The organism is Klebsiella sp. 7-CIP_Kleb. (genome assembly GCF_050378655.1).
Classification (GTDB): domain Bacteria; phylum Pseudomonadota; class Gammaproteobacteria; order Enterobacterales; family Enterobacteriaceae; genus Klebsiella; species Klebsiella quasipneumoniae.
In genome coordinates this window covers 1,534,330-1,554,463 of the sequence record NZ_JBNRLJ010000001.1, presented here as the reverse complement: position 1 = coordinate 1,554,463, position 20,134 = coordinate 1,534,330, and the positions used below count along the sequence as shown (strand labels likewise).

Annotated in this window: 19 protein-coding genes; 11 read left to right on the top strand and 8 right to left on the bottom strand. The window is 57.2% G+C overall.

The window, feature by feature from the left end; all coding sequences use genetic code 11:
• Positions 1-433: 433 nt before the first annotated feature.
• On the top strand, positions 434-1,732 hold the full coding sequence (locus tag ACQUTI_RS07515) for an MFS transporter (protein WP_004201810.1): 1,299 nt from the start codon (positions 434-436) through the stop codon (positions 1,730-1,732).
• Between the two features lie 3 nt (positions 1,733-1,735).
• On the opposite strand, the gene ACQUTI_RS07510 is transcribed toward ACQUTI_RS07515, so the two are convergent.
• From ACQUTI_RS07510 to trxC, 5 genes are all read right to left on the bottom strand, one after another.
• Positions 1,736-2,059 carry a YfiM family lipoprotein gene (locus ACQUTI_RS07510; RefSeq protein WP_004201811.1) on the bottom strand — a complete coding sequence of 108 codons (324 nt, stop codon included), beginning with the start codon at positions 2,057-2,059 and terminating at the stop codon, positions 1,736-1,738.
• A gap of 41 nt (positions 2,060-2,100) precedes the next feature.
• Positions 2,101-3,456, bottom strand: a complete 1,356-nt coding sequence (gene pssA / locus ACQUTI_RS07505; RefSeq protein ID WP_004201812.1) for a CDP-diacylglycerol--serine O-phosphatidyltransferase — start codon at positions 3,454-3,456, stop codon at positions 2,101-2,103.
• Between the two features lie 120 nt (positions 3,457-3,576).
• Positions 3,577-6,228 carry a bifunctional acetate--CoA ligase family protein/GNAT family N-acetyltransferase gene (locus tag ACQUTI_RS07500; protein ID WP_023318891.1) on the bottom strand — a complete coding sequence of 884 codons (2,652 nt, stop codon included), beginning with the start codon at positions 6,226-6,228 and terminating at the stop codon, positions 3,577-3,579.
• Between the two features lie 34 nt (positions 6,229-6,262).
• Positions 6,263-6,961 (bottom strand): tRNA-uridine aminocarboxypropyltransferase, encoded by a 699-nt coding sequence (gene tapT, locus ACQUTI_RS07495; protein WP_004201814.1) that lies wholly within the window; start codon positions 6,959-6,961, stop codon positions 6,263-6,265.
• A 69-nt stretch (positions 6,962-7,030) separates the two neighbouring features.
• Positions 7,031-7,456, bottom strand: coding sequence for a thioredoxin TrxC (gene trxC / locus ACQUTI_RS07490; RefSeq protein ID WP_002914091.1), 426 nt, complete (start codon positions 7,454-7,456; stop codon positions 7,031-7,033).
• A gap of 203 nt (positions 7,457-7,659) precedes the next feature.
• On the opposite strand from trxC, the gene ACQUTI_RS07485 reads away from it, so the two are divergent.
• Positions 7,660-8,730, top strand: coding sequence for a tRNA/rRNA methyltransferase (locus ACQUTI_RS07485; protein WP_004201815.1), 1,071 nt, complete (start codon positions 7,660-7,662; stop codon positions 8,728-8,730).
• 55 nt (positions 8,731-8,785) lie between these two features.
• Here the strand turns inward: ACQUTI_RS07485 and ung are convergent, their stop codons facing one another.
• On the bottom strand, positions 8,786-9,475 hold the full coding sequence (gene ung, locus ACQUTI_RS07480) for a uracil-DNA glycosylase (protein WP_208692377.1): 690 nt from the start codon (positions 9,473-9,475) through the stop codon (positions 8,786-8,788).
• Positions 9,476-9,786: 311 nt separating this feature from the next.
• Between ung and grcA the strand changes: the two genes are divergently transcribed.
• Positions 9,787-10,170 carry an autonomous glycyl radical cofactor GrcA gene (gene grcA, locus ACQUTI_RS07475; RefSeq protein WP_002914084.1) on the top strand — a complete coding sequence of 128 codons (384 nt, stop codon included), beginning with the start codon at positions 9,787-9,789 and terminating at the stop codon, positions 10,168-10,170.
• Between the two features lie 45 nt (positions 10,171-10,215).
• Here the strand turns inward: grcA and srmB are convergent, their stop codons facing one another.
• A complete protein-coding gene (srmB, locus tag ACQUTI_RS07470) occupies positions 10,216-11,547 on the bottom strand; it encodes an ATP-dependent RNA helicase SrmB (protein ID WP_004201817.1) in 1,332 nt (443 codons plus the stop codon).
• A 131-nt stretch (positions 11,548-11,678) separates the two neighbouring features.
• Here srmB and trmN point away from each other — a divergent pair, with 131 nt between their 5' ends.
• Positions 11,679-12,416 carry a tRNA(1)(Val) (adenine(37)-N(6))-methyltransferase TrmN gene (gene trmN, locus ACQUTI_RS07465; protein ID WP_043520102.1) on the top strand — a complete coding sequence of 246 codons (738 nt, stop codon included), beginning with the start codon at positions 11,679-11,681 and terminating at the stop codon, positions 12,414-12,416.
• Here trmN and nadB read toward each other — a convergent pair.
• Complete coding sequence (gene nadB / locus ACQUTI_RS07460; protein WP_017900412.1) at positions 12,401-14,020, bottom strand: L-aspartate oxidase; 1,620 nt, start codon at positions 14,018-14,020, stop codon at positions 12,401-12,403. The two genes, trmN and nadB, sit on opposite strands and share 16 nt — an antisense overlap.
• Positions 14,021-14,339: 319 nt before the next feature.
• On the opposite strand from nadB, the gene rseD reads away from it, so the two are divergent.
• The 7 genes from rseD to lepB all read left to right on the top strand — a co-directional run bounded on the left by rseD (position 14,340) and on the right by lepB (position 20,106).
• The gene (gene rseD / locus ACQUTI_RS07455) at positions 14,340-14,444 is read left to right on the top strand and encodes a rpoE leader peptide RseD (protein ID WP_122383554.1); all 105 of its coding nucleotides are present in this window, start codon (positions 14,340-14,342) and stop codon (positions 14,442-14,444) included.
• The gene (gene rpoE, locus ACQUTI_RS07450) at positions 14,441-15,016 is read left to right on the top strand and encodes an RNA polymerase sigma factor RpoE (RefSeq protein ID WP_002914074.1); all 576 of its coding nucleotides are present in this window, start codon (positions 14,441-14,443) and stop codon (positions 15,014-15,016) included. Before rseD ends, rpoE begins: the two co-directional genes overlap by 4 nt.
• Positions 15,017-15,048: 32 nt before the next feature.
• Positions 15,049-15,699, top strand: coding sequence for an anti-sigma-E factor RseA (gene rseA / locus ACQUTI_RS07445; protein WP_004201820.1), 651 nt, complete (start codon positions 15,049-15,051; stop codon positions 15,697-15,699).
• Positions 15,699-16,655, top strand: a complete 957-nt coding sequence (rseB, locus tag ACQUTI_RS07440; protein WP_004201821.1) for a sigma-E factor regulatory protein RseB — start codon at positions 15,699-15,701, stop codon at positions 16,653-16,655. The genes rseA and rseB overlap by 1 nt, the downstream gene beginning before the upstream one ends.
• Positions 16,652-17,131, top strand: a complete 480-nt coding sequence (rseC, locus tag ACQUTI_RS07435) for a SoxR-reducing system protein RseC (protein ID WP_004201822.1) — start codon at positions 16,652-16,654, stop codon at positions 17,129-17,131. Before rseB ends, rseC begins: the two co-directional genes overlap by 4 nt.
• 185 nt (positions 17,132-17,316) lie before the next feature.
• Positions 17,317-19,116: a translation elongation factor 4 gene (gene lepA, locus ACQUTI_RS07430; RefSeq protein WP_004201823.1), complete on the top strand. Its 1,800-nt coding sequence runs from the start codon at positions 17,317-17,319 to the stop codon at positions 19,114-19,116.
• A gap of 15 nt (positions 19,117-19,131) precedes the next feature.
• Positions 19,132-20,106 (top strand): signal peptidase I, encoded by a 975-nt coding sequence (gene lepB, locus ACQUTI_RS07425; protein WP_004201827.1) that lies wholly within the window; start codon positions 19,132-19,134, stop codon positions 20,104-20,106.
• The last annotated feature ends 28 nt before the right edge of the window (positions 20,107-20,134 follow it).

Below are 20,134 nucleotides of genomic sequence, written 5' to 3'. Positions count from 1 at the left end.
CGCCGATGGTAGTGTGGGGTCTCCCCATGTGAGAGTAGGGAACTGCCAGGCATCAAATAAAGCAGAAAGCCCAGTCGAAAGACTGGGCTTTTTTGCGTTTGTGCCATCCGGCGAGGGTGCCGGCATGCCTCCCCGGTAGCCCGGCCAGGGGGGCTCAGCACCGCCTCCGGCGAAAATCCCACCATATCTCCCTCATCATCTTCATTCAAAGCAACATAAAACCCCGTCGTGGCAATCCCTTCGCCATAATCCACTTTTTCCTTGCTCCTGCGCTGGCGTTGATCGCGAAAACCGTGCTTACGAAAAAAAATGTGAATGCAATCACATATAAAGATATAACAATTATATAACATTTAGTTTACTAACTAATTTGTCTGCGTGACGTGGTACGCCCGACAAGACAGATTGCAGTCTTTGCTGGAGCAATATAACAATGACAGAGAGTAGCATTACCGAACGGGCCGCGCCGGAGCAGGCTGACACCCGTCGTCGTATTTGGGCAATTGTTGGCGCTTCCTCGGGAAATCTGGTTGAGTGGTTTGATTTTTACGTCTACTCATTCTGCTCGCTCTATTTTGCCCATATCTTCTTTCCATCCGGAAATACCACCACTCAACTTTTACAAACGGCAGGCGTATTCGCCGCCGGATTTCTGATGCGTCCTATCGGTGGCTGGCTGTTTGGTCGGATCGCTGACCGCCGCGGACGTAAAACGTCCATGCTTATTTCGGTCTGCATGATGTGCTTTGGTTCACTGGTAATTGCCTGCCTGCCGGGCTATGCGGTCATCGGCACCTGGGCTCCGGCGTTGCTTCTGTTGGCCCGTCTGTTCCAGGGGCTGTCGGTCGGTGGAGAATATGGCACCAGCGCGACCTATATGAGTGAAGTGGCGATTGAAGGAAAGAAAGGCTTCTACGCCTCTTTCCAGTACGTCACGTTAATTGGCGGACAGCTACTGGCGGTATTAGTGGTCGTGGCGCTCCAGCAGGTGCTGAGCGACGAAGATCTGCATGCATGGGGATGGCGTATTCCTTTTGCTCTCGGGGCAGTACTGGCCATCGTCGCGCTGTGGCTGCGTCGCCAGCTGGACGAAACCTCGAAGCAGGAGACCCGGGCGCTGAAAGAGGCTGGCTCATTTAAAGGGTTGTGGCGTAATCGCCGGGCCTTCGTGATGGTGTTGGGCTTTACCGCCGCCGGATCGCTGACCTTTTATACCTTTACTACCTATATGCAAAAGTATCTGGTCAACACGGCGGGTATGACGGCCAGCACCGCCAGCGTGATCATGACTGCGGCGCTGTTCGTTTATATGCTGGTTCAACCGCTGTTCGGCGCTTTTTCGGATAAAGTAGGCCGCCGTACCTCCATGCTGTGCTTTGGCGTACTGGCGACATTATTTACCGTGCCTATCCTGAGCGCCTTGCAAAAAGTGAGCTCCCCCTATGCTGCCTTCGGCCTGGTGATCTGCGCCTTGCTGATTGTCAGTTTCTATACCTCGATCAGCGGCATCCTGAAGGCCGAGATGTTCCCGGCGCAGGTTCGTGCGCTTGGGGTAGGGCTTTCCTATGCCGTCGCGAATGCCCTGTTTGGCGGCTCGGCGGAGTATGTCGCGCTGTCGCTTAAATCGGCGGGGATAGAGCACGCTTTTTACTGGTACGTAACGGTGATGGCGGCCATCGCCTTCCTGGTCTCCCTGATGCTGCATCGCAAGGGCAAAGGCCTGCGTCTTTAGCCGCTACTGGTGCGCCAGTTGCCACACAGCGTAGCCGGTGGTCGCGCCGGCTACATCCCAGGCGAAATCCTTCCAGCTCCAGCCGCTCCCTGCCGGGCGGCTGTCCCAAAGCTCTTTTGAGGCGCCGAGGCTGACAGAAAACATCAGGCCGATAGCGGCGCTGCGGTCCCGGCTGTAACCCTGATGTTGCGCATATTCATTGCCCGCGGCAGACAGCATCGCCGAGGCCAGAAAATGCTGGGCTTTGTCCTGACCGGACCATGCATCATTTGCCATGTGGCTGCAGCCCGTTAACATCAGCGAAGCAATCACGATTATCGTACGCATAGTGCTTCCAGAAAAAAGCCCCGTCGAGGCGGGGCTGATTGTCAGAGAATACGGCTGATCAGCCGGTCGATGCGGATCCGCCGCAGTCGGCGGATCAGTTTACGCACTTTCACCGGGTAGTCGGCAATACTTTGCAGATCACGATAATGTTTCACTACCGTGGTGTGGGTGCGGATGAGCTTCAGCTCTTTCTCCCGCATGGCCCCCAACTGCTGCTTTGGATCGTGGATCAGAATGGCATTTTCCAGATCGAGTCGCCAGGCGCGCGGGTTAAGGTTGTTGCCGGTGAGCAGCATCCACTCATCATCAACCCACATGCCTTTCAGGTGGTAGCTGTTATCGTCATCCTTCCACAGGCGGACGATCAGCTGATCGGTATTCACATAATACTGCAGCCGGCTGAGGAAACGCCGCAGGTTGATTTCATACAGATAAGGAAGCGCGCCGATGATTTTAAACGGCTGATCTTCGGGAATATAGAAATCGTTAGCGGTTTTATCGCCGACAATAATCTCCACCTGTTTACCGTCGCGTAGCAGCTGGATGATATTTCTTACCAGCACGGCAGGAAGGTTGAAGTAGGGGGTGCAGATCGTTAACTTGTGCTCGGCACAGGGCATCAGGTGAAAGATAGTTTTGTTCAGCAGGCTGGATTTCCCCAGGCCTACCAGCGGGGTGACGGAGAGTTCTTCGTCACCGGCGGTGCCGACAAAATGGTAGCTGCGGTCGCGGAGCTCCTGACGGTACTGGCGAATGTCGTTTTTGATTTCCGGACTTTTTGGCCGATCCGGTCTGTCGAGACGATTCACACCGCGTCCCTGAACCAGATTATTGTCGACCCAGTCAAACATGACGTCCGCCATTTTGCCGTTTCGGATGCACTGATAGCGATCATAGCGGTACTTATCATGCTGATGCAGATAAACATCGTTCAGGCTGGCGCCGCTGTAGAGGACGCAGTCATCGATAATAAAGCCTTTGAAATGGAGAACGCCGAGCGCCTCCCGGGTGTTAATCGGCACGCCGTAAACGGGGATCTCTACGCCCGGATTTTCAGTGGCCATCCGGCAATACCAGTCGGCGTTGGTGTTGGAGGCGGCGGCGCCGATACGGCCACGTTGAGCGCGGTGCCAGTCCACGAGGACGCGAACATCCAGTTGCGGACGCTGACGCTTGGCGTCATACAGGGCCTGCAAAATTCCTTTTCCGCCATCATCTTGCTCCAGGTAGAGCGCAATAATGCATATACGCTGAGTGGCGTTGGCAATCCGGGTCAGTAACGCTTCCCTGAAATCCGCAGGGGCGTAAAAGAACTCTACATCATCAACTGACTGAGAAAGCTTAGGGAGTTGGGCAAGGTGTTGTTGATGTTTATTACGCTTAAATTTTGACAACATCACAGTGCGTTTCTTCTCTGTTTATTGAAGGGTCTTCTGTACCATGCAGACGACGTAAGCGGGCAATAATACCATTACTACCCGCTAATGTGGTCAACAATTGCGGTCAGCGTCGCGCGATTATCCCTGATTCAGGGGCAGCGACAGACTGACAATCCCATCTTCCAGCTGAATATCAACGGTGAATCCCAGCTTTCTGGCGAGGCCGATCATGCCTCGGTTATTCGGCATCGTAATCCCATTCAGCCGTTGCAGGCCATGGCTTTGCGTATAGGCGATCAGCTTTTCCAGCAGCCTTCGGCCCAGGCCTAACCCTTTCAAATCTGAACGGACCAGCACAGCAAACTCGGCATCAATATTATCAGGGTCTGAGATCGCCCGCGTCACGCCAAGGATCTCGCTCTGTTCCGCGGTGGTCCTGACGGCGACAAACGCCATTTCTCGATCGTAGTCGATCTGGGTCATATTGGCTAAGTCGTCATGGGTAAATTCGTTGATCTCACTAAAATAGCGATAATAGAGATCTTCTTTGGTGACCTGGGCGATAAACGCGAGCAACTGCGGTTCATCTTCCGGCAGGATCGGCCGGAACAGACAGCGATCGCCATTTTTCATCACCACCCACTCCTCCAGCTGGTGCGGATAGGGACGAATAGCGAGACGGCTTTCACTGTCGCCGCTGAAGGGAGCAAGCCCAAGGGTAACATCCAGCGCCGTAAACTCGTTGCCGGAGGCGAGCAGGGGATGAATATCCAGGCGCTGGATCTCCGGGCAGTCGACGATCAGGTTCGAGACCTGAACCAGCAGCTGGCTTAAGCCCGCGATATCCAGCGGTCGCAATGCGCTGCGGCCGCGGATCTTCTTATTTTTGATCGCCTGGATCACCAGATAACGCGCCAGGTTCATATTCAGCGGCGGCAGCGCCACGGCGGCCTGGTCCTCGGCCCGCCACTCCACGCCGCCTTCGCCCAACATAATCAACGGGCCGAAGAGGGGATCGTGCTCAACCACCACTCTCAGCTCCTGGGCGCCGGCGCGATTGGCCATACTCTGCACCAGCAGGCCATGAATGCGCGCCCGGGGCCAGGCCAGCCTGACGCGATCGATCATCGCATCCGCTGCCTGCTGCACTTCTGCCGCGGTACGTAGATACAGCATGACCCCCTGTACTTCTGATTTGTGGGGAATATCCGGGGAACGCAGCTTCAACGCAACCGGATAGCCTATCTGCTCAGCAATATGCACCGCTTCCGCGCTGTCAGCGGCGATCCAGGTTGGCAGTGTGTGGATGCCGTAGGCCCGGAGTACCGGGCTGACCTCGTGGGTATCCAGCGTGGTGGCACCGTCATCGATCGCTTGCTGGAGCAGGGCATGCGCCTCGCTGGTATTGGCGGTTAACGAGTCCGGCAGCACGGGGGTCTCGCGTAGCTGTTTCTGGTTGCGGCGGTACTCGACCATATGCATAAAGGCGGTGATGGTCCCCTCCGGCGTACGATAGGTGGGAAGGCCGGCATCGCTGAACAGCCGTCGCGCCTCCTGGGAGGAGAATTCGCCGCACCAGTTGGTCAGCACGGTGACATATTTGCCACGCGGATGGTGCTTCAGGGCGTCGATCAGCGCCAGGGCGCTCTCGGTGCCCGGCGCGGCGGCGCTGGGAGAGTGGATCACCAGCAGCGCGTCATAGTCCTGGCTGTTAAGCAGAATATTCACCGCCCGCTGATAATGTTCGCTGCTGGCGTCATCGCGTAGATCCAGTGGGTTGGCGATCTCGACGCCGCCCGGCAGCGCCTGGCGCAGGGCGTCGCGCGTCTCCTCGCTGAGGGTCGCCAGCTTACCGTTACGCAGCCAAAGCTCATCCAGCGCCAGCGCCGCCGGCGCCGCGCCGTTGCTGACGATCATCAGTTTTTCACCGCGCAGCGGGCGCATATGGCTCAGGGTTTCTACGGCGGAGAAGAGCTCATGGGTATCCTGGACCCGCAGTAGACCAGCACGCTGGATGGCCGCATCCCATGCCGGATCCATCCCGGAGTTGACGTGCAACAGCTTCTGAGCCGCGGGACTACGGCCGCTTTTAATCACCAGGATCGGCTTGTTTCGCGAGGCGCTGCGCGCGGCGGAAACAAACCGGCGCGCGTCGCTGAGATGCTCAAGGTAGAGCAAAATGGCGCTGGTTTTGCTGTCGCGGGCCAGAAAGTCCAGCAGGTCATCGACATCTATATCCAGACTATCACCCAGCGCGATGAAGTAGGAAAACCCCATCTCGCGCTGTTGCGCCCAATCAAGGATGGTGTTGGAGACGGCAGCCGATTGCGAGATAAAGGCCAGTTTACCGCGATGGATCGGCACCGGCGAAAAGCTGGCGTTCAACCCTTGCCACGGCGCCAGCAGGCCGAGACTGTTGGGGCCGAGCAGGCGCATCTGATGGCGGGTGGCGCACGCCAGCAGCGCCGGATACTGCTCAGGCTGCGAAGAAAGAATGATGCAGGTCTTGCAGCCTTTCTGCCCCAGGGCTTCAAGCAACTCGAGATTACGCCGCGCGTTGGTACAGAGTACCGCCAGATCCGGCGTAAAGGGCAGGCTCTCGATGGTGGGCCACGCCAGCACCCCGAGCACCGCCTTCCAGGCGGGGGTCACCGGCAGCACCGGGCCATTGAAGCCACCGGCTAGCAGGTTGCGCATCATGAGATAGCCAGCGCGCTGCGGTTTCATTGATGCGCCAATAACGGCGATGGACTTTGGTCGCAGCAGTGCTTCCAGGCCTCGTTGGCTCATACCGGTCTCCTTTCATCCCAGTGACCGAATGATTTTAAACGTTTTCCACCGGGTCCGCTGTGATACTGCCCTTATGCTGGGTTTTTCCCGCCAGGTAACGGGTCCGGAAGCGGGTGAAGTGTTCGCCAAGCGCTGCGGCGGCCGGTGCATCGCCCGCCAGGTCCAGCAGGGCAATGGCCACTTCCGCGGTACAATATTGTCCGTCGGCGTGCGCCTCGCGCAGATGGTAGGCTGAGATGCGGGACAGATCGACGGAGATTATCGGCAGCGCGTCCAGATAAGGGCTCTTACGGAACATTTTACGCGCTTCGGTCCAGGTGCCGTCGAGCATGATAAACAGCGGCGGTTTGCCAGACGGCGGCGCGCTCAGGACCTGGCGCTCCGGCCCGGCGTAGGAGGCGGGGAACACCACCATCGGCTGGTAATCGGGATGGGCGACCAGGTCAAGCAGCCCCTGCGGCGGCTCGGTTCTCGACCATTGATAAGCCTCGGTATTCGGCAGAATATCGGCGATGAGCCGACCGGTGTTGCTGGGCTTCATCGGTTCCGTATCAAACATCACCAGGCAAAAGCGGCTGGTGGACTGCGCCGGCGTTAACGTGGCGCACAGACACTGCTTGAGCGGCAGCAGACAGCGCTGGCAGCGGCGGATGCGATTACCGCGCGCAAGGAAAGGGCGGGTGGCTCGCGCGAGACGTTCGGCGCGCAGGCGAAGGACAGCGTTATCAGTCATGGGAGTCGCTAATGAAAAGCGCTATTGTCGCAGAGGCTAAAACGGGGCACAAGCGGTGCCCCGGAAGGATTACTGCTGTCCGGCTTCGTTCAGCCAGCTATCAAATGGCGCTTTTGGCACCGCGCCATTGAGCATGTCGATCACTTCGCCATTTTTGAACATCATAATGGTCGGGATGCTGCGGATACGAAACCGTGCGCTAAGCTCACGTTCCGCTTCGGTGTTAACTTTCACAAAGCGCATCTTCCCGCTACGCTCTTCCGCAACGTCTTCAAAGATCGGCGCGAAGCTACGGCAGGGACCGCACCATGGCGCCCAGAAATCAACAACGACCGGCAGATCGTCCTTTAAGAGTTTATCCAGCGTTGCCCCGGTCGCGTTGATGACGTCGCCGTCAAAAAGATCGTGACCGCAGCGTCCGCACTTTGCGCCATCCGCGCTACGATCGTCCGGGAGGCGGTTCAGAGCCTGACAACTGGCACAAACGGTATTCATAACTAACCTCTGGTTATGGGTTGCAACGTGGCACGTGGCCGATATGTTTCTGTGATGTTACATATTATCGATTAAGTGTTATTTAAGGACAATGCGTTTTGTTCGATGAGTGCAATAGAGGCCGGCTTTTAAACGAAATCATGGCGAAGCGATGACACATCGGGTAATCTGCGCGCTTCGCGCAGCGCAGGTGGAGAAAATTGATGAGCGACGAACTGAAAAATAAAAGCGGCAAGGTCAAAGTGATGTATGTCCGCAGTGATGATGATTCTGACAAACGCACCCATAACCCACGTACCGGGAAAGGGGGAGGTCGTCCAGGAAAATCTCGTGTTGACGGCCGCAGCCGCCCTGCGCGTGACGAACGAAACAGCCGCGGTGACGATCGTAAACGCGATGACCGCAAGCGCGATGATTTTCATCGTGACGATGCGTCCCCGTGGCGTACCGTTTCCCGCGCCCCTGGCGATGAGACCCCGGTAAAAGAAGATCACGGCGGGATCAGCGGGAAGAGTTTTATCGATCCGGAAGTGCTGCGTCGCCAGCGCGCGGAAGAGACCCGCGTGTATGGTGAAAACGCCTGTCAGGCCCTGTTCCAGAGCCGCCCGGAAGCTATTGTCCGCGCCTGGTTTATTCAGAGCGTGACGCCGCGTTTTAAAGAGGCGCTGCGCTGGATGGCGGCTAACCGTAAAGCCTATCATGTGGTTGATGAAGCCGAGCTGGCGAAAGCCTCCGGGACCGATCACCACGGCGGCGTCTGCTTCCTGATCAAAAAACGCCACGGCACCTCTGTTGCCCAGTGGGTCGCGAAGGCCGCAGAAGAAGATTGCGTTCTGGCGCTGGAAGACGTGGGTAACCCGCACAACCTCGGGGCGATCATGCGCAGCTGCGCGCACTTCGGCGTGAAGGGCGTTGTGGTTCAGGATGCCGGCGTGCTGGAGTCCGGCGCGGCGATCCGTACGGCGGAAGGCGGTGCGGAACATGTTGAGCCGATCACCGGCGACAGCTTCATCGATACTCTTGATCAATTCCGTCAGGCGGGCTACGCGATTGTCTCGACCTCCAGCCATAATGGTACCCCGCTGTTTAAAGCCGAGCTGCCGAAGAAAATGGTGCTGGTGTTAGGCCAGGAGCGCGATGGCCTGTCGGATGCAGCGATCTCCAGCGCGGACCTCAGCGTCGCCATCGATGGTACCGGCAATGTCGAAAGCCTGAACGTCTCTGTGGCGACCGGCGTTCTGCTGGCGGAGTGGTGGCGTCAGAACAAGGCGTAATACCTGTCCCTGAATAAAAAAAGCCAGCTGATGCTGGCTTTTTTATGGCTGTTGATCACTCGCTTTCGGCGGGAAGGACCGGCATCCAGTCAATCGGCGCTTCGCCGCGCTTGGTCAGCCACTGATTGGTCTGCACGAAATGGTTGCTGCCAAAGAAGCCGCGATGTGCAGAGAGCGGTGACGGGTGCGGCGCCTTCAGTACGCAGTGGCGCTGGCGATCGATAATCGCGCCTTTCTTCTGTGCATGGGAGCCCCACAGTAGGAAGACCACCCCCTCGCAATGCTCATTGATTAACGCGATAACCTTATCGGTAAACGTCTCCCAGCCGAGACTGGCATGTGAGTGCGCCTGCCCGGCGCGGACGGTCAGGACCGTATTCAGCAGGAGCACTCCCTGGCGCGCCCAGCTTTCCAGGTAACCATGGGTAGGTCGGGTAAAGCCAGGGATAGTGGCCTCGAGCTCTTTGTACATATTTAGCAGCGAGGGCGGGATGGCGACGCCCGGGCGAACCGAGAACGCCAGACCGTGGGCTTGCCCCGGGCCGTGATAGGGGTCCTGGCCGAGAATGACGACTTTGACATCGCCCAGTTCGGTAAAGCGAAACGCATTGAAGACGTCTTTTTGCGGTGGATAGATGGTGATCCCGGACTGGCGCTCTTCGGCGACGGTCTTCAGAGTATTGAGAAAATAGGGTTGTTGCTTTTCATCCGCCAGCACGTCATGCCAGGTTAAAGGGGTGGTCATCTTGCTCTCCTGCAAAGGGTCATTGCTATAGCTTAACGGCTTCTTTCTACAGAACAAAATCGGCACGGCTCAACGCGGGCCTTCATGCAAAAATAATTGAAAATTTACAAAATTATTTATAGCTGTGCATGGCGTAACTTGATGTAAAACAATAAAATCCTTGCATACCCACTTAGAGTGAGTGGTTTTTGTTGATTTACATCAAAGAATGCCGAGGGTGCGGCTGATATATATACACTCATACAACAATGGTTTTACCAATTGGCCGCGAAGAGGCCAAAATCGAATAAACACTGCCTGGGAGGCATCAAATGATTACTGGTATCCAAATTACTAAAGCGGCAAACGACGACCTGCTGAACTCTTTCTGGCTGCTGGATAGCGAAAAAGGCGAAGCGCGCTGCCTGTGCGCCAAAGGTGGTTTTGCGGAAGATGACGTGGTGGCGGTCAGCAAACTGGGTGAAATCGAATACCGTGAAATCCCGGTAGACGTGAAACCAGAAGTTCGCGTGGAAGGCGGTCAGCACCTGAACGTTAACGTGCTGCGTCGTGAAACTCTGCTGGACGCGGTTGAGCATCCGGAAAAATATCCGCAGCTGACCATTCGTGTTTCTGGCTACGCGGTGCGCTTCAACTCCCTGACGCCGGAACAGCAGCGCGACGTTATCGCTCGTACCTTTACCGAAAGCCTGTAAGGCTAACGCCAGATGTGAAAACGCCGGGATAACCCGGCGTTTTTTTTACTCTTCGTTGGGCGCTGATGGCGTCCCGGCTGCGCTTGGTTTCCGGCGCTTACCGATATTTTTCGTATCGCGGTGGCGCTTTTTCACCCGCGGCTTTTCTTTTTCTTTCTCTTTTTTCTCGGCGCGTTTCGCCAGCACTTTCTTCGATGGTTTACCGGTCAGCTTCTCGCTTGGCGCGCGGGTTTTTGGTCGCAATTCATCAATCACCCGAGCTTTCAGCGGTTCTTCAACGTAGCGGCCGATCTTGCCCAGCAACAGGTGGTCGTGCGCTTCAACCAGCGAAATCGCGGTGCCTTTCTTACCTGCACGCCCGGTACGACCGATACGGTGCAGATAGATGTCGGCAGTGCGCGGCATATCGAAGTTAAAGACGTGGCTGACGTCCGGAATATCGATACCGCGGGCGGCGACGTCGGTAGCGATCAGCACGTTTACGCGGCCATCGGTCAGACGCTTGATGGCTTCGTTACGCTTGGCCTGCACCATCTCGCCTTCCAGCCAGCAGGTGTTAATCCCGGCTTCACGCAGCCAGTTGGCCAGCTCATGCACGCGCTCGCGCTTGCGCACAAAGACGATAGCGCGGGTAGCTTCCGGCTGTTGCAACAGATTCACCAGCAGTTTGGTTTTATGTTCGATATCGTCAGCGCGGTAGTACCATTGATGGATTTTCTTGCGCTCGCGAGTCGACGGGTTAGCGGAAACTTCAACCGGCTCCTCCAGAAGACGTTCGGCGAAGTCTTTGATCGCATCGCCTTCGAGCGTCGCGGAGAACAGCATGGTCTGCTTGCGCCAGCGGGTTTCACCGGCGATGGTTTCGATGTCCTGCGCAAAGCCCATGTCCAGCATGCGGTCGGCTTCATCGAGGATTAGGGTCTCGACGGCGCGGCAGTCGAAGTTCTCTTCTTTTATATACTGCAGCAGGCGACCAGTGGTGGCGACCACGATGTCCTGGTTTTCGCTGAACACTTCCGCGTGGTTCATGTAGGCTACGCCGCCGGTAATGGTGGCGATATCCAGATGGGTATGCTTTGCCAGCTCGCGGGCGTGGTCAGCCACCTGCATCGCCAGCTCGCGGGTCGGCGTCAGGATAAGAATACGCGGCGGGCCGGATTTCTTACGCGGGAAATCGAGCAGGTGCTGCAACGCTGGCAGCAGATACGCCGCCGTTTTACCAGTGCCGGTCGGCGCTGAACCGAGGATGTCACGGCCATCGAGCGCAGGCGGAATAGCGGCGGCCTGAATGGCTGTCGGGCGAGTGAAACCTTTATCCTGGAGGGCCTCCAGCAGGTTTTCGTCGAGTTCAAGTTCGGAAAAAGTCGTTACAGTCATGTTCTACCTCTGAGTGGGCCGCCGATTATAGACGTTACTGACGTAATGTTCATCTGTTTGTAAGGCTATCTGTTCTCCGGTATTGTGCATAGCCTTACGTTCAGGAGTTTTTGTCGGCAAGGTTATTGAGGATGTCTCAGTCGAAGTTTGCGCTGCCGCGCAATGGTTTTACCTTCAAACAGTTTTTTATCGCCCACGATCGTTGCGCGATGAAGGTGGGTACCGACGGCATTTTGCTCGGCGCCTGGGCGCCGATTGCCGGGGTGAAGCATGTGCTGGATATTGGCGCCGGCAGCGGCCTGCTGGCGCTAATGCTCGCCCAGCGTACCGGCGATGATGTATGTGTCGATGCGGTTGAACTGGACGCAGAGGCCGCCGCCCAGGCGCAGGAAAATGCTCTCGCGTCGCCATGGGCTTCGCGGGTTGAGGTCTGTCAGGCCGATATTCATCAGTGGCAGCCGCCGCAGACTCGACGCTATCAACTGATAATCAGTAACCCGCCCTTTTTTGCGGAAGGGGTGCCTTGCGCCACCTCGCAGCGGGAGCAGGCGCGGTATACCACTACGCTCGATCACACTTCTCTGCTGACCTGCGCCGCTGAACATATCACCGAAGAAGGCTTTTTTTGCGTGGTGCTGCCGGTAGATATCGGTAATGCGTTTATCGAACGGGCAACCGCGATGGGCTGGCACCTGCGACTGCGCACTGACGTGGCGGAGACCGAGCTGCGGCCGCCGCACCGGGTGCTGCTGGCTTTCTCCCCGACGGCGGGGGAGTGTTTCAGCGACAGGCTGGCGATTCGCGGGCCAGAGCAGCAGTATTCTGAAGGCTTTACCGCTCTGACCGAGGATTTTTATCTCTTTATGTGAGCCAGGGGCGACAGTATCGACGGGCCGCTGTTCGGCAGCGGCTGCGGATAGTCGAGGGTGTAATGCAGACCGCGGCTCTCTTTGCGCAACATCGCGCAGCGTACGATAAGCTCCGCCACCTGCACCAGATTGCGCAGCTCCAGCAGATTATTCGAGACGCGGAAGCGGGCGTAATACTCATCCAGCTCCTGCTGCAGCATGGTAATGCGCCGCAGGGCGCGCTCCAGCCTGCGGGTGGTGCGCACAATCCCCACGTAATCCCACATCAGCAGCCGCAGCTCGTGCCAGTTATGCTGGATAACCACCAGTTCATCCGGGATCTCCACCTGACTTTCATCCCACGCCGGCAGGGTGCTAACCTTCTGGGCCAGCGGCAGGCGTCGGGCAATATCTTCCGCGGCGGACCAGCCGTAAACCAGGCACTCCAGCAGCGAGTTCGAGGCCATACGGTTCGCGCCGTGCAGCCCGGTATAGCTGACTTCGCCGATAGCGTATAACCCATCGACGTCGGTGCGGCCATTATCATCCACCATCACGCCGCCGCAGGTGTAATGTGCGGCAGGGACGACCGGTACCGGATCTTTGGTTAAATCAATTCCCAGGCCGAGCAGCTTCTCGTAAATCATCGGGAAGTGCTGGCGAACAAACGCCTCGGGTTTATGGCTGATATCAAGGAACATACAGTCCACGCCAAGGCGCTTCATCTCATGATCGATGGCGCGGGCGACGATATCGCGTGGGGCCAGCTCGCCGCGCTCGTCAAAGTCCGGCATAAAGCGGGTACCGTCCGGGCGTTTAAGGTGGGCGCCTTCGCCGCGCAGCGCTTCGGTAAGCAGGAAGTTGCGCGCCTGCGGATGATACAGCGCGGTGGGGTGAAACTGATTAAATTCCAGATTCGCCACCCGGCAGCCCGCCCGCCAGGCCATCGCGATACCGTCTCCGGAAGAGACGTCGGGGTTAGTGGTGTATTGATAAACCTTGGCGGCTCCGCCGGTGGCGAGCACCACCGCCTTCGCGCTGCAGGTTTCCACGCGCTCTTTATTGCGGTTCCAGATCCACGCCCCGACCACCCGGCGCGTGCCTGGCAAGCCAATCTTATCCGATACGATCAAGTCGACGGCATTGCTGCGCTCAAGGATGCGGATATTGGGGTGGGCGAGGGCTTTATCGACCAGCGTCGTCTCCACCGCTTTGCCGGTAGCGTCGGCGGCGTGGAGAATGCGCCGATGGCTGTGGCCCCCTTCGCGCGTGAGATGATAGCTCTCTTCGCCATTGGCCTGGACCTGAGTGTCAAACAATACGCCCTGATCGATAAGCCACTGGACGCATGATCTGGCATTGCTGGCGACGAAGGTGACCGCATGGCGATCGCATAACCCTGCGCCGGCAATCAGGGTATCTTCGACATGGGATTCAATACTGTCCGTCTCGTCGAAAACGGCGGCAATCCCGCCCTGGGCATAGAACGTAGAACCTTCGCTGATCGGCCCTTTACTCAGCACGGTCACCGAACTGTGCTCTGCCAGGCGCAGCGCAAGGGAGAGGCCGGCAGCGCCGCTGCCGATAATCAACACATCACAAGAGAAGTCAGGAGTGGTATTCATCGTCTTTGTTTAATTTACTAAACACATTTAGCTCACAATAGCACCAGCTCGTGAGGAATCGTACATTTTTTTTGGCGGGCGTTGTGACGGCTAAACAGCAGGCGAGCGGAAACGGTCTGGAGCACGGCGAAAATGAGACGCGTGGCAGGTTGATAGCATTGGATTTTATAGTGAAATAAACGCCGTGTTACGATACCCTTCAGACGGGCCTGCGCTTTTTCTTATTGACTAACCTATCGTTTAGCAACCAGGGCATATAATGATTGATAACGATCTGCCGCCGTTGCCAGACAAAAAACAAAAAGCGTAACGGAACTTTATTGTTTTCATACACTCCAACAGTCAGCTTGCTCATAATGCAGATTTTGGGTGGTGTTTTGAAGACGCATGGGAATTGGGTTTGGGGAGACATTACCTCGGATGAGCGAGCAGTTAACGGATCAGGTCCTTGTTGAACGGGTCCAGAAAGGAGATCAGAAAGCGTTTAATTTGCTGGTAGTGCGCTATCAGCATAAGGTCGCGAGCCTGGTTTCCCGCTATGTACCGCCGGGCGATATCGCTGACGTCGTTCAGGAATCGTTCGTTAAGGCATGGCGTGCGCTGGACTCTTTCCGGGGAGATAGCGCTTTTTACACCTGGTTATACCGTATCGCCGTCAATACGGCGAAGAATTATCTGGTTGCTCAGGGACGCCGTCCGCCGTCCAGCGATGTTGACGCCAACGAGGCGGAAAACTTCGAAAGCGGCGGAGCGTTGAAAGAAATTTCGAACCCTGAGAACTTAATGTTGTCAGAAGAACTGAGACAAATAGTTTTTCGTACCATTGAATCGCTCCCGGAAGATTTACGCATGGCAATTACGTTACGGGAGCTGGATGGCCTGAGCTATGAAGAGATAGCCGCTATCATGGATTGTCCGGTTGGGACGGTGCGTTCGCGTATCTTCCGGGCGCGAGAAGCTATTGATAATAAAGTTCAACCGCTTATCAGGCGTTGACGATAGCGGAATACTGGAAAAGGGTATCAGGCATGCAGAAAGAAAAACTTTCGGCTTTAATGGATGGTGAAACGCTGGATAACGAACTGCTCAACGAGCTGAGTCGTTCTTCTGAGATGCAAAAAACCTGGGAGAGTTACCACCTTATCCGCGATACGCTGCGTGGCGATACCGCAGAGGTGCTGCAATTTGATATCTCCGCCCGGGTGATGGCCGCCATTGAAAATGAGCCCGTTCGTCAGACGGCGCCGCTTATTCCTGAATCTCAGCCCGCACCACACCAGTGGCGGCAGATGCCGTTCTGGAACAAAGTGCGTCCGTGGGCCAGCTCACTGACCCAGATGGGCGTTGCCGCCTGCGTATCGCTTGCGGTTATCGTCGGCGTCCAGCACTATAATGGGCAGTCTGATGCCGCTCAGCAGCCAGAGGCGCCGGTGTTCAATACGCTGCCAATGATGGGCAAAGCGAGCCCGGTAAGTCTTGGCGTACCGGCTGACGCATCAGCAGGTAGCGGCCAGCAGGCTCAGGTCCAGGAACAGCGCCGGCGGATTAACGCCATGCTGCAGGACTACGAACTGCAGCGCCGCCTGCACGCTGAGCAGCTTCAGTTTGGCCAGGCCCAGACTCAGCAGGCCGCAGTCCAGGTGCCGGGTTATCAAACTTTAGGAACGCAATCGCAGTAATGAAGCAACTTTGGTGTGCCATGTCGCTCATGGCAGGCAGTCTGTTGTTCTCTGTCAACGCCTCGGCTGATACATCGTCCGGGGCGTTGTTGCAGCAGATGAACCTGGCCAGCCAGTCCCTCAACTATGAGCTCTCGTTCGTCAGCATCAGCAAACAAGGCGTTGAGTCGCTGCGCTATCGTCACGCGCGACTGAACAATCAACCGCTGGCGCAGCTTCTGCAGCTGGACGGTCCGCGCCGGGAAGTGGTCCTGCGCGGTACGGAAATCAGCTATTTTGAACCCGGCCTCGATCCGTTCACCCTGAACGGCGACTATATCGTCGATTCGCTGCCGTCGCTGGTTTACAGCGATTTCAAACGTCTCAGCGCAGCCTATGATTTTATCTCCGTGGGCCGTACCCGTATCGCCGACCGCCTCTGCGACGTGATCCGCGTCGTGGCTCGCGACGGCACGCGCTATAGCTTTATCGCCTGGCTGGACGCTGAGACTAAGCTGCCGCTGCGCGTTGATTTACTCGACCGCGACGGTGAAACACTGGAGCAGTTCCGGGTCGTCTCTTTCAACGTTGGTGATAACGTTAGCGCCAGCATGGAGACGCTGGCAAAAGCGAATTTGCCGCCGCAGCTGTCGGTGCCTGAAGGGGGCGACAAAGCCAACTTCAACTGGGCGCCGACGTGGCTCCCTCAGGGCATGACTGAGGTTTCCAGCAGCCAGCGTCGTCTACCCACCTTTGATGGTCCGGTAGAATCACGTCTCTATTCCGACGGCTTGTTCAGCTTCTCGATCAATATCAACCGCGCCACCGCGGCCAGCAGCGACCAGCTGTTGCGCACCGGCCGACGCACCGTCAGCACGACGGTACGCGATAACGCGGAGATCACCGTGGTGGGCGAACTGCCGCCGCAGACGGCGAAGCGTATCTCAGACAGCATTAAATTCAAGGCAGTACAATGATCAAAGAGTGGGCCACCGTGGTTTCCTGGCATAACGGCGTGGCGCAGGTGCACTGCGACGTTAAAGCCTCCTGCAGCAGTTGCGCCTCCCGCGCCGGCTGCGGCAGCCGGGTATTAAACAAGCTGGGGCCGCAGACCAGCCATACCATCAGCGTGCCCTGCGAGCAGCCGTTGACGGCGGGGCAAAAAGTGGAACTGGGGATCGCCGAGAGCAGTCTGCTGGGTTCGGCGCTGTTGGTCTACATGGCGCCGCTGGTGGGGCTGTTTGTGATGGCGTCGATTTTCCAGGTGCTGTTTGCCAGCGATATCGCGTCACTTTGCGGCGCGCTGCTGGGCGGCGTCGGCGGGTTCCTGGTGGCGCGCGGTCTGTCGCCGCAGCTGGCAGCGCGCCAGTCGTGGCAGCCGGTGATCCTGAGCGTCGCGTTGCCGCCGGATCTGGTGCGTATCGAAACGCCTTCCTCCGACATGGGTCAGTGATTTCACTGGCCCTTATCTTTATTTACCCTTCCTGTTACAACGCCACAATTTCTGCGGTTATGCTGGATCTAACAGCATTTCCTGGTTTCAAGGATGTAGTGTAGAATGCGGCGTTTTCGGATTAAAAAACGTCAGGCACAGTACAGCGGCCTCATGATACTCGTAAGGCATAATTAACTCTAAATATGAAGAATATACGTAACTTTTCGATCATCGCTCACATCGACCACGGTAAGTCGACGCTGTCTGACCGTATCATCCAGATTTGCGGTGGCCTTTCTGATCGTGAAATGGAAGCCCAGGTTCTGGACTCCATGGATCTTGAGCGCGAACGCGGGATCACTATCAAGGCGCAGAGCGTCACCCTGGACTATAAGGCCAACGACGGTGAGACCTATCAGCTGAACTTTATCGACACCCCGGGCCACGTGGACTTCTCCTATGAAGTCTCCCGTTCCCTCGCCGCGTGCGAAGGCGCGCTGCTGGTGGTTGACGCCGGGCAGGGCGTAGAAGCCCAGACCCTGGCCAACTGCTACACCGCCATGGAGATGGACCTGGAGGTCGTTCCGGTACTCAACAAGATCGACCTGCCTGCGGCCGACCCTGAGCGCGTAGCGGACGAGATTGAAGATATCGTCGGGATCGATGCCCATGATGCGGTGCGCTGCTCGGCGAAAACCGGCGTCGGCGTGACCGACGTGCTGGAGCGTCTGGTGCGCGATATTCCGCCGCCGGAAGGCGATCCGGACGCGCCGCTGCAGGCGCTGATTATCGACTCCTGGTTCGATAACTACCTCGGCGTGGTGTCGCTGGTGCGGATTAAAAACGGCACCATGCGCAAGGGCGATAAGATCAAGGTCATGAGCACCGGCCAGGTCTATAACGCCGACCGTCTGGGCATCTTTACCCCGAAACAGGTTGACCGTACCGAGCTGAAATGCGGCGAGGTTGGCTGGCTGGTCTGCGCGATCAAAGACATCCTCGGCGCGCCGGTGGGCGATACCCTGACCGCCGCCCGCAACCCGGCAGACAAAGCGCTGCCTGGCTTTAAGAAGGTGAAACCGCAGGTGTATGCCGGCCTGTTCCCGGTGAGCTCCGATGATTATGAAGCTTTCCGCGACGCGCTGGGCAAACTGAGCCTCAACGACGCCTCTCTGTTCTACGAGCCGGAAAGTTCTACCGCGCTGGGCTTCGGCTTCCGCTGCGGCTTCCTCGGCCTGCTGCACATGGAGATCATTCAGGAGCGTCTGGAGCGTGAATACGATCTCGACCTGATCACTACCGCGCCGACGGTAGTGTACGAAGTGGAGACCACCTCCAAAGAAGTTATCTACGTCGACAGCCCGTCCAAGCTGCCGCCGCTGAATAATATTCAGGAGCTGCGCGAGCCGATCGCCGAGTGTCACATGCTGCTGCCGCAGGAGTTCCTCGGCAACGTGATCACTCTGTGTGTGGAGAAACGTGGTGTGCAGACCAACATGGTTTACCACGGTAAACAGGTGGCGCTGACCTACGAAATCCCGATGGCGGAAGTGGTGCTCGACTTCTTCGACCGTCTGAAGTCTACCTCCCGCGGCTATGCGTCGCTGGACTACAACTTCAAACGCTTCCAGGCGTCGAACATGGTACGCGTCGATGTGCTGATCAACGGCGAGCGCGTCGATGCGCTGGCGCTGATCACCCACAACGATAACGCGCCGTATCGCGGCCGCGAGCTGGTGGAAAAGATGAAAGATCTTATTCCGCGTCAGCAGTTCGACATCGCGATTCAGGCGGCCATCGGCAACCACATCATCGCGCGCTCTACCGTGAAACAGCTGCGTAAAAACGTGCTGGCGAAATGCTACGGCGGTGACGTCAGCCGTAAGAAAAAGCTGCTGCAGAAGCAGAAAGAAGGTAAGAAGCGTATGAAGCAGGTCGGTAACGTTGAACTGCCGCAGGAAGCGTTCCTCGCCATTCTGCACGTTGGTAAAGACGGCAAATAACCCTAAGGAGTTGGCATGGCGAACATGTTTGCCCTGATCCTGGTGATTGCAACCCTGGTGACGGGCGTTTTATGGTGCCTGGACAAGTTTATTTTTGCACCGAAACGTCGTGAGCGTCAGGCCGCTGCTCAGGCAGCGACCGGCGAGCAGCTGGACAAAAAGACGTTGAAGAAAGTCGGCCCGAAACCGGGCTGGCTGGAAACCGGCGCATCAGTTTTCCCGGTGCTGGCGATCGTTCTGGTGGTACGTTCATTCATTTATGAGCCGTTCCAGATCCCGTCCGGTTCGATGATGCCGACTCTGCTGATTGGCGATTTCATCCTGGTGGAGAAATTTGCCTACGGCATTAAAGATCCTATCTACCAGAAAACGCTGATCGAGACGGGCCATCCGAAGCGCGGCGACATCGTGGTGTTTAAATATCCGGAAGACCCGCGCCTGGACTACATCAAGCGCGCGGTGGGGCTACCGGGGGATAAGGTCACCTACGATCCGATTGCCAAGCAGGTCACTATTCAGCCGGGCTGCAGCTCCGGACAGGCCTGCGGCAACGCGCTGCCGGTGACTTACTCCAACGTGGAGCCGAGCGATTTCGTTCAGACTTTCTCCCGCAGCAACGGCGGCGAGGCGAGCAGCGGTTTCTGGCAGCTGCCGAAGGGCGAAACCAAAGCCGACGGCATTCGCCTCACCGAGCGTCAGGAGACGTTGGGCGACGTCACGCATCGTATTCTGATGGTGCCGATTGCTCAGGATCAGGCTGGCATGTATTACCATCAGAGCGGTCTGCCGCTGGCCACCTGGATTGTGCCGCCGGGTCAGTACTTCATGATGGGCGACAACCGGGATAACAGTGCCGACAGCCGTTACTGGGGCTTTGTGCCGGAAGCAAACCTGGTCGGAAAAGCCACCGCTATCTGGATGAGTTTTGAAAAGCAGGAAGGTGAATGGCCGACCGGTGTGCGGTTATCGCGCATTGGTGGAATTCATTAATTTCATCTGCTGAATTCACGCCGCTGCT